10 protein-coding genes, 2 rRNA genes and 1 pseudogene are annotated in these 15,397 nt (G+C 44.6%); 5 read left to right on the top strand and 8 right to left on the bottom strand.

Going from position 1 to position 15,397, the window contains the following annotated elements:
- Together AC3EBE_RS01850 and rrf are read left to right on the top strand one after the other, a co-directional pair.
- Window positions 1-1,857, top strand: a 23S ribosomal RNA gene (locus AC3EBE_RS01850); the annotation flags it as partial.
- 70 nt (window positions 1,858-1,927) lie between these two features.
- Window positions 1,928-2,046 (top strand): 5S ribosomal RNA (rrf, locus tag AC3EBE_RS01845).
- A gap of 24 nt (window positions 2,047-2,070) precedes the next feature.
- Here rrf and AC3EBE_RS01840 read toward each other — a convergent pair.
- The 7 genes and pseudogenes from AC3EBE_RS01840 to AC3EBE_RS01810 all read right to left on the bottom strand — a co-directional run bounded on the left by AC3EBE_RS01840 (window position 2,071) and on the right by AC3EBE_RS01810 (window position 10,094).
- Window positions 2,071-3,228: a BsuPI-related putative proteinase inhibitor gene (locus tag AC3EBE_RS01840; protein ID WP_488593328.1), complete on the bottom strand. Its 1,158-nt coding sequence runs from the start codon at window positions 3,226-3,228 to the stop codon at window positions 2,071-2,073.
- An 84-nt stretch (window positions 3,229-3,312) separates the two neighbouring features.
- Window positions 3,313-3,645 (bottom strand): annotated as a pseudogene (locus AC3EBE_RS01835) (hypothetical protein); the annotation flags it as partial.
- Window positions 3,646-3,685: 40 nt separating this feature from the next.
- A complete protein-coding gene (locus tag AC3EBE_RS01830) occupies window positions 3,686-4,072 on the bottom strand; it encodes an ACT domain-containing protein (protein WP_488593326.1) in 387 nt (128 codons plus the stop codon).
- 447 nt (window positions 4,073-4,519) lie between these two features.
- The gene (locus tag AC3EBE_RS01825; protein ID WP_488593327.1) at window positions 4,520-4,879 is read right to left on the bottom strand and encodes a recombinase zinc ribbon domain-containing protein; all 360 of its coding nucleotides are present in this window, start codon (window positions 4,877-4,879) and stop codon (window positions 4,520-4,522) included.
- 21 nt (window positions 4,880-4,900) lie between these two features.
- Entirely contained in the window at window positions 4,901-7,105 is a 2,205-nt protein-coding gene (locus AC3EBE_RS01820; protein WP_488593325.1) for a heavy metal translocating P-type ATPase, read from the bottom strand.
- Window positions 7,106-7,158: 53 nt separating this feature from the next.
- Window positions 7,159-7,554 (bottom strand): ArsR/SmtB family transcription factor, encoded by a 396-nt coding sequence (locus tag AC3EBE_RS01815; protein ID WP_488593324.1) that lies wholly within the window; start codon window positions 7,552-7,554, stop codon window positions 7,159-7,161.
- A gap of 368 nt (window positions 7,555-7,922) precedes the next feature.
- The gene (locus AC3EBE_RS01810; RefSeq protein ID WP_488593323.1) at window positions 7,923-10,094 is read right to left on the bottom strand and encodes a carbohydrate binding family 9 domain-containing protein; all 2,172 of its coding nucleotides are present in this window, start codon (window positions 10,092-10,094) and stop codon (window positions 7,923-7,925) included.
- Window positions 10,095-10,339: 245 nt separating this feature from the next.
- On the opposite strand from AC3EBE_RS01810, the gene AC3EBE_RS01805 reads away from it, so the two are divergent.
- From AC3EBE_RS01805 to AC3EBE_RS01795, 3 genes are all read left to right on the top strand, one after another.
- Complete coding sequence (locus tag AC3EBE_RS01805; protein WP_488593322.1) at window positions 10,340-11,341, top strand: DUF362 domain-containing protein; 1,002 nt, start codon at window positions 10,340-10,342, stop codon at window positions 11,339-11,341.
- Window positions 11,342-11,535: 194 nt separating this feature from the next.
- A complete protein-coding gene (locus tag AC3EBE_RS01800) occupies window positions 11,536-13,446 on the top strand; it encodes an LVIVD repeat-containing protein (protein ID WP_488593321.1) in 1,911 nt (636 codons plus the stop codon).
- 152 nt (window positions 13,447-13,598) lie between these two features.
- The gene (locus AC3EBE_RS01795) at window positions 13,599-14,303 is read left to right on the top strand and encodes a BsaWI family type II restriction enzyme (protein WP_488593320.1); all 705 of its coding nucleotides are present in this window, start codon (window positions 13,599-13,601) and stop codon (window positions 14,301-14,303) included.
- Here the strand turns inward: AC3EBE_RS01795 and AC3EBE_RS01790 are convergent.
- Window positions 14,300-15,127, bottom strand: a complete 828-nt coding sequence (locus AC3EBE_RS01790) for a DNA-methyltransferase (RefSeq protein ID WP_488593319.1) — start codon at window positions 15,125-15,127, stop codon at window positions 14,300-14,302. The two genes, AC3EBE_RS01795 and AC3EBE_RS01790, sit on opposite strands and share 4 nt — an antisense overlap.
- Between the last annotated feature and the right edge of the window lie 270 nt (window positions 15,128-15,397).

Raw genomic sequence — 15,397 nt, 5'->3', positions numbered from 1 at the left:
TGGTATAACGACTCCAGCGCTGTCTTAACGAGGGGCTCGGTGAAATTGAAGCACCGGTGAAAACGCCGGTGACCCGCGGCAGGACGAAAAGACCCCGTGGAGCTTTACTGGAGTTTGGCATTGGGTCCTGACGTCTGTTGTGTAGGATAGGTGGGAGACTGTGAAGTCCCGGCGCTAGCTGGGATGGAGTCGTCCTTGAAATACCACCCTTCGGATGTTGAGACTCTAACCCGGAGCCGTCAAAGCGGCTTGGGGACAGTGCTAAGCGGACAGTTTGACTGGGGCGGTTGCCTCAACAGTGGGGCAACGCAAATCCGGCTATATGCTGGAAAGTCCGTCCCTTCAAAAGGGTGCAGTGTCCGGCGCTACTGTCGAAAGACAGTGAAAAGGCGACCGGCGCGGACAATCAGCAGGGAAGTCATTTAAAGACCCCTCAACGACTGTACGCCGGACGGCTCGAAAGAGCCGATGATACAGTCTGAACTTCCTGGCAACAGGAAGCCGGAGTTTTCGGGGTCCGGTCTGACCGTGAAAGGGGTGAGTAAGAGTGCGTTCTCGTGAGATCGAAATCTACAAACGGAAGCTCAAACTCACAAACCTTCAGCGGGAGATTCTCGTGGGTCTCTTGCTTGGCGATGCTTGCCTCGAGACACAGAATCGAGGCAGGACATATCGGCTGAAGATCGAGCACAGTAGCGCTCAAGACTCTTACGTTAAGCACCTTTACGAATGCTTTAAAGACTGGGTGCTCAAAGAGCCGCAGGTTAAGGGGCAGCAGATCGCGGGCAAGACTTATCGGAAGTTGTGGTTCAACACAGTGAGCCATGCAGCCTTCCGGTTCTACGCACAGCAGTTTTATAGAGACGGTAGAAAAGTCGTGTCCAAGCTTATCATGCGGCTCTTGACCGAAAGGAGCTTGGCCTACTGGTTCATGGATGACGGCTCGATCAAGTCGAAGCAGTCTAAGGCCGTGATCTTCAACACGCAGGGCTTTGCAGAGCGGGACGTAGTAAAGCTCATCAGGGTGTTGAGGGAGAAATTCGGCCTGGAAGCCAAGCAGCGACAGCAACGAGAAGGGCAGCAGATCTATATCTCTGGGCGCTCCTACGAGCGATTCCGTGTGCTCGTCGAGCCGTATCTGATCCCGGAGATGCGTTACAAGCTGCCCACAGGGAGAAGGTACAGACCGGGCTTAACACAATTGCCTAAAGGATAACGGAGGCGCGCAAAGGTCCGCTCAGGCTGGTTGGCGATCAGCCGTGGAGTGCATGGGCACAAGCGGGCTTGACTGCGACAGAGACATCTGGAGCAGGGGCGAAAGCCGGCCCAAGTGACCCGGTGGCTCTGTGTGGAAGGGCCATCGATCATCGGATAAAAGTTACCCCGGGGATAACAGGCTCGTACCCCCCGATAGTTCACATAGACGGGGGTGTTCGGCACCTCGATGTCGGCTCAACTCATCCTGGGGCTGAAGCAGGTCCCAAGGGTCCGTCTGTTCGCCGGTTAAAGAGTTACGTGAGCTGGGTTTAGACCGTCGCAAGACAGGTCGGTCTATATCCGCCGCGGGCGTAGGAGACTTGAGGGGCACTCTCCATAGTACGAGAGGACCTGGAGGGCTGGACCGCTGGTGTACCAGCTGTCGTGCCAACGGCACCGCTGGGTAGCTAAGTCCGGACGGGATAAGCGCTGAAGGCATCTAAGCGCGAAGCCCACCCCAAGATTAGGTCTCCGGCCTTAAAGCCCGCAAGGGCTTTAAGGGTAAGGTCCCTGGTAGCTGACCAGGTAGATAGGCCGCAGGTGTTAGTGCTGTGAAGCATTGAGCCGAGCGGTCCTAATCCGACCGAGCGCTTGCGCGAGCCACTCTATTCACTTTCGAGTGACCAAATTCCCGTAGGGGCGAACGGCCGTTCGCCCCTACAAAGAAATTCCAGGTGGCCCGATGGCGGAGGGGAAACACCCGTTCCCATCCCGAACACGGCAGTTAAGCCCTCCAGCGCCGATGGTAGTGGTCTCGTGAGGGACCGCAAGAGTAGGACGCCGCCTGGATTTATTTTTTGTAGTAGAGGTTTTTTACGGCTTAATAACTAGCCTCTGGGGCTCGCTCTGCGCTAGCTCGAACGGGCCTTCTTGTTGTTGTCCTTCTAGTTGCTGTGCAGCCCTAAATGTTCCTTGCACAAAGTAGGTTCCCGCGGGGACAGGGTAGCCCTCGTTATCCAGCTGATCCCAGGTCACTTGATATTCCTTCACTTCGCCGGGTTGTAAGATCATTATGAGACCAACTAACGGGAAGACTTTTCCATAGCTCCGGCGCCAGATCTCTCTGCCGTCTGCGGCGGTCACGATGAAGTCTTCCGAACCGTATCCATAGTACAGAGTGAGCGGGCGTCCGCTGATGTTTTCGATCTTGAGCTTGAGCGGCACCATTTCGCCGACCCGAACTTCCTTTGGGGCTTCTAGCTTTAGTTGGAGAGGCAGGCCCGGACCGATCGCAATACACTTTTCTATAGCAGGCTTCGGAGCGGGCTCCACCTTCGGAATGCCTTCCACACAATAGTAGCCCGGAGCAATAGGGTTGCCCTCTTGATCCCGTTGGTCCCATACTGCTTCAAAGTTCAATTCGTCGCGCGGTTTCAGGCCCGTCAAGTCGGCGATCTCTTGAATGGCTTGCCCGTGGGACCAGCGCCAGATTTCCTCACCTTGCTTTCGTATGACAAAATCGTATGCAGGGCGGCCTAAAAGCGTCAGTATCACGGGCCTATCGCTGATGTTCTTCAGCTTGAGCTTCAACGGCAGCTGTTGACCCAGTTTCAAATAGGAGGGAACTTCCAGCCGAAGGGCCAGGGGGTGGCCTATCCGTATGCTCAGTCGGACCGGCTGCGTCTCAATGGTCTCAGAGTCCAGATGGAGAAGACCGCGCACCCAATAGAAACCTGCCGGGACGGGCTTGCCCTCATTGTCCACCTGATCCCACTCTGCCCACAAGTCGAACTGACCGCCCTGATATAGCTGCACAATCTTGGGTAGATCTTGAATGACCTTGCCGTGAGAAAAACGCCAGACTTCGGTGCCGTCGGCTTTGTTGACTATGAAGTCATAGGCCGGGCGGCCGCGGAGGGTTAACTCGATTGGCCGATCAACACGGTTCCTCACCTCTATTCTCAAAGGCACCGTCTCGCCCAAGTCGGCTTGGGGGTCTTTTGCTTGCCAGTTCACCCGCAGCGTGAGCAAGAAAGGCCCTCGCTCAACGCCGGGCCTCGGCGGTATATCGAATTCTCTCCCCAAGGAGTTTGCTTTGGAACTGACGATGACTCGGTACCTTCCCGACGCAAACTTTCCCTTTAGCGGGACTGTGATCTCGAAACCTCTGAGGATGTCGAGACACACCCCGCGTAATCGTTCTCGAGCGCGTATAGTAATGTGGATTGTATGGCCTTTGCGCTCTTGGCGGGGAGGGAGCAACTCGGCCCCACAGGTGGGGTCTCCCATTAGGCCAGTGATATGCACCTCCACAGAGAAGGGACGTTCCTTGCTCACCTGCACTTTTACGTCTTGTACCTCGACATATCCTTCTATCCACAAAGGAGTGCAACCGCTGGCCGCTAGCAGTGTTAGAAGAAGCGCCACTTGTGCAACCCTCTTTATCATAATAATAATAGTCTTCTTCTCCTCACTTTGGCGAGCAGGCCTAGCTCGCCAGCCCCAAGGCGCTCTTGGCCTTGCGCGGGTTGTTGACGGTGAGGAGAATCTTGAACTGCTCCCCTTCTTTGATGACGTAGCTGGTTTCAATGTTGACTCCAGCATCCGCCAGCTTTCGACAGACGCGTCCCAGCTCCCCCGGCTTGTCCTCGACACTAACAGTCAGGGCCTCGACCGACTCGAACTTGAGCTTTGCAGATCGAAGCGCTGAGCGAGCCTTCTCATCGTCTGAAGTGACCAGCGCTACGAGTGATTTAGTTTTCGTGGTAGCCAGCCCCGCAAAGCCTAAAATATTAATCTCTTGCTGGCCCAGAAGCTCTGCGATCTTCGCCAGCTCCCCAGGCTTGTTCGCCACCGAAATGCGAAACTCCCGCATGGACACATCACCCCTTCTTTTTTATACGCCAAAAGACGCTCATTTGCAACTGCGAGAACTGGGGTTGACTCTCATTCAGAGTGCTGCTATAATTATGTTCGACAAGCGTTCCCCGGTAGCTCAGTTGGCAGAGCAACCGGCTGTAGGGTGGACTGCAGCTTCCACAGGAAACTGTGGTTGCAACATCGGGTGAATTCAGGGAAGCCTACTCCGAAAGGAACGGTAACCCTGAGCGAAGCCTGCCGAAGGGCGCGGTAGCACCGCAGGCTTACCGTGTAGGCAGGAACGTGCAGAGACTAGAGGCTGAGGAGCCCTTCCCGATAACGCCTCATAAGCGCCCGACACCCTTCGTGGGTGAAGAGATAGTCCGAGCCCGGTAGAAATGCTGGGGCACTCGTAACCGGTGGGTCGCAGGTTCGAGTCCTGCCCGGGGAGCCAGTCTTCATATTACAAGCTGAAAAATTGGGAGTGTGAAAGGATTTGCCCGAAAATTTCAGGGGAAATTTTCGCAGAATCGGAGCATGACTGCGATAGTTCGTGTCCCACGCGGTCACCCGATAGGGTGTTATTCAGCCTGAATATCAAACTATCAACATAATGCTTATCAAGAGATATTCTTTCAAGATTTTCAAAGACATAATCCTCTAATCTATTGGCACTTACTATTCTTGTTTTGCAACTGTCCCAATCTCTCTTGAGTGTGCTTGTGCAACGATAGTAATAGTAGCGGTTTCTCTTTCCCTGTTTCATTTTATTGGTATGGCATGGAGTCATAAACGAGCCACACTCTTGACATTTTATAAGCATAGTTTTGACCATAAAAAATCTTTAACTTCTTTTTGAATTGACTATAAGTCTTGATGCATTCGCGGCAACCACCAGGGTTGGCAGTTCCTCAAGGGCTGCCGCCATAACAGGGCTTAAGATGCCGATAGATGCAAGACCCATAGTGACGATATCCCATGAAATGCCCAGGGCTATCCCTTGGCGGATTATCTTATAAGTATTCCTTCCAACCTTTATGGCATGAGGAACCTGAGACCAGTCATCCCGCATCAATGTTACATGGGCCGCCTCTATCGCCACATCTGTGCCTGCTGCACCCATTGCAATCCCAACATCCGCCTGGGCAAGGGCAGGGGCGTCGTTTACTCCGTCACCTATCATGCAGACCTTATGCCCTTCATCTTGCAGTCTTTTTACGGTTTTTATCTTATCCTCGGGCAAAAGGTTTGCCTTATATTCTGTGATGCCAAGCCTTCTTGCAATATTTGAGGCAACCCTTTCGTTGTCGCCGGTCAAAAGGATGAGCCTCTTAATGCCGATCCTTTTTAATTCTTCTATAGCCCTGAGGGCTTCATCCCGCAGGACATCAGCAACCGCGATGATGCCAGAAACAACCCCATCACCCCATCCCTCTCCCGCAAGTCGGTACGACTCGCAACCGAGGGGAGAGGGGGCAGCAAGAAAGAGGACGGTCTTTCCTTCATCCTCCAACCCTTGAGCCTTTAACCTCAAATCTTCAGGAACCTCAATCCCCTTTTCCCTTAGAAGCCTCTGATTTCCAAGAACAACAGTCTTTCCTTCAACCTTCCCCATCACACCGCGGCCTATCAAATACTCAAATCCTTCGGGTTCTGGTATCTGCAAGCCTTCTTTTTCTGCCCTTTCTATGATTGCAGTGGCTAATGAATGCTCAGAGTGTCTCTCTATGGATGCGGCAAGCCTGAGTATTTCATATTCTCCCCTCGCCCCTTTGGGGAGAGGGTCAGGGTGAGGGGGAAAAGCTATAACATCCGTTACTTCCGGTCTCCCGAATGTCACTGTTCCCGTTTTATCCATCACAACGCAGTCTATTTTAGCAAGCGCCTCCAGATAGAGCCCTCCCTTGACAAGAAGGCCCCTCCTGGCGGAACTACCTACACTCGCTATAACGGACAGAGGCGTTGCAAGTCCAACTGCACACGGACATGCTGCAACAAGGACTGCAATTGCGTAGATTGCCTTACCAGAGATTAAGTAGGTAAGAAGGGCAACGCCTATAGCAATAGGTAAAAAATATGTGGTAAACCTGTCTGCAAACTTCTGCACAGGGGCTTTATGTGCCTCTGCCTCCTCCACAAGCTTTATAATCTTTCCAAGGGTGGTATCTTCTCCGACTTTTGTCGTCTTTATTTCTAAATAACCATTTTCATTCAATGTGCCTGCAAATATTTCATCGCCAATTTGTTTTTCCACAGGTATACTCTCCCCTGTAATGGGTGCCTGATTTACTAAACTAGAACCTTTCATCACAATCCCATCCACAGGTATCTTTTCGCCTGGTCTTACTACAACTACATCCCCTGGCTTAAGCTCCGAAACTGTAACCTCTATCTCCCTCCCGTCCACCTTTATCCTTGCTGTCTTTGGTGTGAGTTTTATTAGCTCTTTTATTGCCTGTCTTGATCTTGTTAACGTGAACTCTTCCAGGTAGTGGGCAAGGTTCATAAAGAAGGCAACCAGCATGGATGATGTGTATTCACCAATAGCAGCAGCACCGATAATCCCGATGCTCATCATCATGTCAACGGTTATCTGCCTGTTCAGAATGCCTAAAAATGCCTTCTTGAATATGGGATATCCACCAAGGAGGATGGCAACGAGTATGACAGGTAGCGGGATTAACTCTATGCCTTTTTCAAGCAATCCAAAATACTCAAAAGCAATCTCACCGAGGGCAATAATACCAATAGCGGTTATGAAGACAAAGCGGAGCGTATCAGCCAAATCTCTCTTGCTTCTTTCAGTTCCTAACTCTGCACCCCGAACTTCCAACTTTGAATTTATTTCTGCCTTATGCCCTATTCCTTCAATTCGCTTAATAATATCCTCAGCCGTGATTTCTGTTTCGTTGTATGTAATGACAGCCTTCTCTGCCGCCATGAGGATTTTTAAATCCTTTATCCCTCTGGTAGCCCTTAAGACCTTTTCAACCTTTACTGCACAGTCAGCGCAACAAAGTCCATCAACTTTTAGCTCTATTGTTTCCATGGTTTATTATTGCATATATGCTCATAGAGGCATAAATATAGGCAAAATAAAAGCTATAACTTCGCAAGCTCTCCATATCCTACGACACACCTTCCCTCGACCCGTATCTTAAGCCTTTTTTCAAGACGGGTTGCATCCTCCATGATGATCTTTTCATTTGCGATGTGTTTTTTGAGGACTTTCAGGATCTCATCAATGATCGGCTTCGCCTTTGGCGCAAGGCGGTAATAGACCCACACACCTTCTTTTCTATCATCCACGAGCCCTGATTTTCTCAATACACTAAGATGACGGGAGATATTATATTGAGAAACCTTCAGGGCATCCACAAGCTCGCAGACACAGAATTCACCCTGCATGAGGGCTACTATAAGCCTTAGCCTTGTCTCATCCGATAGAACTTTAAATAAATCAACGAACTTACGCATCGGCACCCAATTTGTATGCATGTATGCACATATAGTATTTATATCTTATTGCTCTTGACCTTGTCAAGTACTTTTGAAAAAAAATGATTACACACTGGGGGATATGGAAAACTTTCTATAGACTTAAAAGTGTTCCTCATTATTAAGGGGATAACAAATATTTCATTTTTATGACTAAAAAGACAACGAATATATTTTTAATGTTTTTTAGAATCGGGCAGGACAATCTATTTTTTGGCGGTGGCTGGCGAGCCCTGCCCAGAAATGCAAGGGGAGTGACAGCAATAGGAGGTTCATTTCCTTAAATTTCTTTTCTTACATTTGTGAATTGTATTTAGTAAAATTGTTGAAAAAATGTTTGAGTTAACGTTATAAGCGGAGCCATTTTTTTATAAACGGAAGAGATAGGATACTTTGAGTGTGAGGGAATGGCCACTTTCGCGTCCAAATTCTTCTCGTCGTGAACTTTTTTTATAACAAAGCTGAACTATATTCCCCGCACCAAAGTAATAGCCCAGAAGGAAGTCAAAATTATACTGATCTTCTCTTGTTTCTCCCAGAAGTCTCGTTGTTAGAAATAGATTGCGCGTAATTTGAAAGTGAAGAGATGCCCCGTAGCTTATTCCATCAAAAACCTTGACCCGCGTCTTTTCTAAGGTTTGACGAATCCAGTCGGCATTAAAGGATATTTCAAAGTTACTCCGGGGTCTGAGGGAAAGAGAGCTTTCTAAAGAAATTTCAAAACCGGGTTCAACAACTGTAAATTCTTCATTATAGATTCCCTGTCTCTGCCAGTGCCCTTCAAAGCTTATTTCCTTAAGGAAACCGCCTCTTTCCCAATCAAAATCAAAATAGCCGCCATAAGTCTGGATGTAATCTCTTGACCAAACAAGTTTATTGTTTTCTTCGTCTCTTAAAACTTGATATCGACTTCGGCCAAAATTAATTCCTCCATGGGCATCGATTCGGTTAAAAAAATTAGTGAAGAACATAAAATCATAGGAATTGCCCACGGTTCGTCCCTGCGTATCTTGCCGGAGCTGAGCTGTTAGATCAAAACTAATTCTCTGGAGGTAACCTTGATTATATCGCCAGGCGTATCCAGCCATGAATTCAGAGCTCTGGATATCAGTCTGGGCAAGAAATCCTGTCCTGAACCGAACATTTTTCTCGATACGCTGAAAATCAAAGCTTAGTTGAAGGCCAGCATCAGGTTCTCTCTGAAACTGAAAAAGATAAAGGCCATTAAGATTTTTTTCTTGATCATGATTAAAAGAGAAAGCCGTGGCTCCTCTAATGTAATAAAAATCCCAGAAATTAAAGCTATAATCGATAGCAATATTGCGGTTATATTGGTTAGGTTCATCCATCCCTGTATAAAAGATGCCGATTTGGGAATTCTGAAGAATATCTTTTTGCACGCGTAAGACGCTAAAGGTTCTGTCTGGGCGGCCTTTCTCGTCATTTAAAGCTCCAAGAAGACCAAAGAAATAGCCAGCATTTTTGCCAGAAATTTTGGCAGCAAACTTAGGATTATCAATCCTTCGAGAATAAAAGAAGCTCGCATCCCGACGCCAGAAAAAGCCACGTTCTGTGGCTAAGCGAAAGTAGGTACCCCCCTCAGTAAAAAATGGCCTGTTTTCTCGGAAATATCTTTCATAAGGCGAAAGTTGATAAATAAAGGGATCGGATTCAACTTCACTGAAGTCCGGGCTTACGGTCATATCAAGATAAAGATTTGTAAGGAGGCCGTATTTAACATCCAGGCCGATAGCCATCTTATCGTCACTTTCACCATCCCAGCGGGTTGACCTGATGCCCCCATAGGGGAAAAACTCAAGGTTATGACCGGGCTTAATTCCTTCCAGACCAACAATTTCCCCCATCTGATGAAGAAGGGGACGATCTCTTCTAACTTCTGTCCAGTAGTCAGTCTCATTGAGGCGATGGATGTAACGTTTAAAATTAACTCCCCAGATCTGGCTTGCGGATGGAGAAAAGCGTAAAGATTTAAAGGGAACGGCAATTTCAGCCGTCCAGCCGTCGCTCTGAAGTCGAGCCTCTGATTTCCAGATAGTTTCGACCGAATTTCTCTGTACCCCTTTAGGATTGACAGTAAAAGAAATGCTCGTGCGGCGGTCATTGTAGGTGTCAAGGATAATTGTAATTGAGTCATTTTTCTCAAATTCATTGCGAGGAGTAAGCTCGGCCCAGATGTGTTCGGGCTGTGAATCCATTAGTTTAAAGGCAAAATAAATGTAGCGATCATCATAGACAGCCCAGACATAGGTTTCCTCAGAGGCCGGGGCGCCATTGACCGGATCATATTGAACAAAGCCAGAAACAGGCTGAATTTTTTGCCAGCAAGAATCATTAATATAGCCATCAATCTTAGGGGGATCGTCAACGCGGGCAATGTAGAGGGTCTTTGCGCGTTCCTGAGAAAGAGCAGAAGATACCAGCCAGAACTGAGAAAGTAAGAGAAAAAAGCATAAGACTGTCAAAATTAAGAAAGCCCTAATAACCTTATTTTTGATAGAGGTTTGGATTAGATCTTCCATCGGGCATGACAACATAGGACTTCTTTCCTCCTTTTCTCTAAATTTTTTATCAATTTTAATTAATTACATAATTTAGACGTTGACATGTATTTTTCCCTTCAAAGCAATTTTTCTATAAAGCCAAATTATAGTTGTAAAAGCCAATGTTCAAGCTTATTATCGAATATCTTCCCCAAACGAACTCCTTGACAGAAAATTAACCATAATGATATTTTTGCAGGAAATTATTAAGGAGGCAGGAGAGATTGAGCCAGGTTATAACGCGTCGAGATTTTATTAGAGGAGCGGCGCTCTCTCTTTTAGGATTGGCGACCGCTTTTCCTCAGGAATCTTTATCTCATGGATCATCCTTCCTAGGCTCCTTATCGTTAAAATCTAATCTTCAGAGTTCATCTCCTCCAAATTTTCTAGTCCACGAATTTTGTTCTAAAGGCTCAGAATTCCAGAAATCTTCAGCATCAATAAAAAAATCTCGAGTAGTTCTTATCCGGCACCCTGAGGCCATTGATGAAAATTCCCAGTTCAATGCTGAAATAATCCAGCAAATGCTAGATGAATCGGTGATGAAGCTTTTCGATAAGAAAGATCCGCTTGAAGCCTTTGCTCAAATAGTCAAACCTGCCGACATTATTGGCATAAAGAGCAATGTTTGGTCTTTTTTACCGACGCCGCCTGAAGTGGAGATGGCGATTAGAAATCGGCTGCTTTCAGTCGGAGTAAAGGAAGAAAATATCGCCATTGATGATCATAAGGTTAAAACCAATCCCGTCTTTGTCAACTCAACTGTTTTAATCAATGTTCGCCCCTTACGCACTCACTACCTGGGTGGAATCTCTGGTTGTATCAAGAATTACATTATGTTTGCTGAATCCCAACCGGCCTACCACCCGAATAATTGCGCTGAGTTGGGAGCTGTTTTTCATTTACCCCAGGTTAAAGGAAAAACGCGTCTAAATGTGCTTTGTGTCCTTACTCCTCAGTTTCATGGAACCGGACCCCATCACTTTAACCGCCGTTATGTCTGGCATTATAAAGGCTTAATTGTCGGCCAAGATCCCGTAGCTGTAGATACGATTGGATTAAAATTGATTATGGCTAAGCGACGCTTGGAGTTAGGACCAGATCATGAACTTCCCCCTGTCCCCAAGCATATTCAAATTGCTGATACCAAGTATAGCCTTGGAACATGCGATATTAACGGCATCGAGTTAATCAAGCTGGGTTGGCTGGAAGATGTATTGATTTAAAAGGCTTAAAAAATAGGAAAGAACGCTTGGGCAGCAAAACAAAAATAAATAGGAATGGTTGAATTCAAATTAACTAAAACAAATAAAAAAAGGGAACTTTGATAAAAAATGCTAATCAAAACAATAAATCAAAAATTATGCAGTAATTTTGATAAAGACTTAAAAGCTAAAGAAAAAAAAGCATAAATTTAAAAATGATAAAAAGTTTAATAAAACAATTGCTTATTATTCTTATAATTTTGGTAAATCGTATTTTGGCTTTTTATGCCTTTTCTGAAGTTAAATTGTCTTCAAATAAATCAATTATTAATCTCGCCAGTAAACCCGAGTCGGTTAATGCGCAATCTCAAGTTAATTTGCTCTCCTATGTTGGTTCTTGTTTATGGACAGAAGCGCGCGACCTGAAGGTTAGAGATAAATTAGCCTACGGGGCTTTCCAGAATGGGTTGCTAATTATGGATATTTCAAATATCAAAAACCCGCTCTGGCTTTCGCAATTATATTTAGGCGGAGGATATCGAGTTGAACTTGTCGGAAATTTAGCTTTGGTGGCCGCTGGCGATCAAGGATTGAATGTTATTGATATTTCCAATCCGAGGGCTCCCCGCCTTAAATCCAAGCTTTGGACCGAAGGCGAGGCAAGAGATTTAGCAATCAATAATTCCTATGTTTTGGTGGCCGCCCATTCTGTAGGCCTTATGATTATTGATATAAAAGACACTTCCGGTCCTAAAACTATTAGCCAATGGAAATCACAAGGAGAAGTCCTGGGCTTAAGTTTAAAAGGTAACCAGGCTTATCTTGCCAGCGGAAACGCAGGTTTGGAGGTTATAAATGTCAAAAATCCCCAAAAGCCTGAATTTGTGAGCTCTCTCGATACTGATGGAGTGGCAGAAAGCCTGGTTATATTGGGTAATTATGCTTATATAGCTGATGGTCCTGGAGGTTTGAAAATCATCGACATAGGCGATCCCTTTTCTTTAAAACAAGTAGCCGCACTGACGACTTCTGGATATGCCCGCAGTGTTTCAGTTGATGGCCAATATCTTGGCGTGGGCAATCTTTACGATGGCGGTTTCCAGATTTTTGATATATCTAATCCTTTAGCCCCTAAGCTTATTTCTACTAATCGCTATACAATGTACAACGAAAGCTGGAATGCCATCATCAAGGGAAATTTGGCCTGTGTCGTCGATTACTTTTCTGGCATTTTTTTTCTGGATATAACTTCGCCTGAGGAGCCAAAAAAGACAGGAGTTTATTTTACACCCAGTTCTCTGGTTGCGATTGACCTTCAAGGCAATTATGCTTACGCAGTTGGCGAATTATCTGGCCTTCAAGTCGTTGATATAAGCAATCCTACCCAACCTAAATCTATTGGTTCAACTGAAATTTTCCGAGGAGTTCAGGGACTAGATGTAAGCGGAAATTATGCCTATGTTACCGATCGCTGGTCAGTTAGAATTTTTGATATTAGCCAACCATCAAAACCCAAGCCTGAAAATATGATGAGAACACCAGGAGGTGTACCACGCCGAATTATGATTAAAGATAATTATGCTTATTTGACAGCTGACCATGCTGGTTTATGGATAATTGACGTGACTGAACCTACAAAGCCTTCGGTTGTTGGCAGATATAAGATGCCAGGTTATACATATGGTTTAACTATTGAGGGAAATTATGCTTTTCTGGCCAATAGTGATACTGGATTCCATATTATTGACATTCATGACCCAAAGAGTCCAGAACTGGTGACCTCATTGAAACTTGACGGTGAACCTTATAGTGTTGTTGTAAAAGAGAAGCATGCATTTGTAGCTGCAGGCGAGGGGGGATTGCAAATAATTGATATTAGCGAAGTTAAAGCACCAAAAGTTGTGGCTCTGGTGCCTGCGGATGATTTTGCTAATTATGTTGCCTGGGAAGGAGATTTTGTCTATGTCTCAGAGGCTAATGCTGGAGTGAAAAAAATAAACATAAAGAATCCATTAAAGCCCGAGATTGTGGCCTCTTTCGACACCCCGGGCGAATCGCAATATCTTGCCGTAAAAAATTCTTTTATATTTGTTGGCGATACCCATTCCCTAATAATTGTGAAATAGAGATCTGTCAAGTTTTAAATTCACAAATTTATGTTTTTATCATTTCTTTGTAAATTCCATTTCATTGCTTCTCACAATTTTAATCTCTACTGAATCAATTCTGGATTTCAAATTGACATGCATTTTACTTTTTAGATAATCTATTTAACGCAATGATAGATATTGAGAAAGAATTCGAATCATTTAAAAAAGCCCATGATCCAAAAGCATTTTTAATGATATCTTTATTTTTAAATGAATTTAGACAAAAGTATCAGAAAGAAAAAGTCCGTGAGTTTTTAAAAAAAGGAAATTCGCCAGATGTGGCTCAAAATAAGAGTCGGCAGAGTTGGGTGGCCTTTTTAGGAAGGCAGTTAGAAAATATTATACTATTATTTTTAAAAGATATTTGTGAAGAATTAGGGCTTAGAATTATAAAAGGAGATATATTGAAGGCAAAATTGTTAAATTCAGAGCTGAGCTTGGTAAGGAGGAAAATTATTGTCCATTTTGGACAATACTCGCTACTGCCAGATGCAGACTTGATTATATATAGGCCCCATGATAATGATGTTCAAATAGTTTCGATATTATCTATAAAGAATTCATTTAGGGAAAGGTATACAGAAACACCTTTCTGGAAGATTAAGCTTTTGCAGGATGAAATAACAAGGCCTATAAAAGTATTCATGATTACTCCTGATAACGATGGGGAAATATCTTTTCTGGTTGGGGGAAAACCCACAAAAGCAAGGATAGTAATGGAGTATGAATTAGATTCTATTTATTTAGCCAGGGAAAAATTTGATGGGAGCCAAAAAGTAAAATCGCTTGAGAATTTATTAGAGGATTTAAAATTACTGGCTAATAAATATTAGTTCATTTTCTGATTTGGCTTTTTTTCGGAAACGAAATTTAACTTCTTTTGATTCAGCAAAGCCTCATTTAAAAATCGGTTCTTGGCAGTTTCACAATATTTTTTATCAATTTCTACACCAATTCCCTTTCTATTTGTTAGTGCGCAAGCTATTAAAGTGGAACCGCTACCAAGAAATGGATCTAACACTAAGTCATTTATAAAGGTAAATAATTTAATACATCTATAAGGCAGCTCAATAGGAAATGGAGCAGGGTGTTGTACTCTTGTCTTACTTTCTCCCATGAATGTCCAGACGCCATTGGTCCATTCTATAAATTCATCTCGGCTAATGTCCGAGATACCAGAGCCACTCGTTTTTCTCCATCTTTTTTTATAAAGGACAGCAATCATTTCGACAGGAGCAATGACATATGGAGCTCTTGCTGATAGCCAAGATCCCCAAGCCGTTCTTCTTGAAATATTTTGTTCGTTCCAAACAATTGTAGAATGGTATTTCCACCCAATTTTTTTAGCTATTGAAATCACATCAGAATAGACGCTTTGTTGCCCACCTTTATTTTTGTCTAAGGGGATATTAAGGCAAAACCGACCATCCTCTTTTAATAAAGAATGTGCTTTAGCTAACCATTCTTCAGTAAATTTAAGGTAAACTGAATATGGAATTTTATCATCAAAGGCGTTATATTTAATATCAACATTATACGGAGGGGATGTAACTATCAAGTCAACAGAATTTTCCTCTATTTCTTTTGTAGTAAGGAAATCTTCATTTAAGATTATAATATCATCTTGCCGAAAAAATACCGTTTCCCTTTTCTCCATTTTTCTAAAAATTATATCAAATTTAGGTCAATTTTAAAAGCAAAAAATAAACGAATAATCCTCTTTATATTCTCATGAAGGATTAAACTGAAATTAGAGATAATTAGCAAAATCAGCTGAAATAAATACCATTCAATAGATTAAAAAAATTATATCAGAGTAAGGTTGGCAAATTTTTATAAACTGTGGGCTGACCCCCAAAATTCGAACCACCCTGAGTGCTAAAAACTGAGGGGGCTATAATAGACATCATCAGCCAGGTGAAGACCC

The sequence above is a fragment of the Mesobacillus sp. genome, from assembly GCF_057785455.1.
Note: the sequence above shows the minus strand (reverse complement) of the source record. Positions and strands in the feature narration are given on the sequence as shown.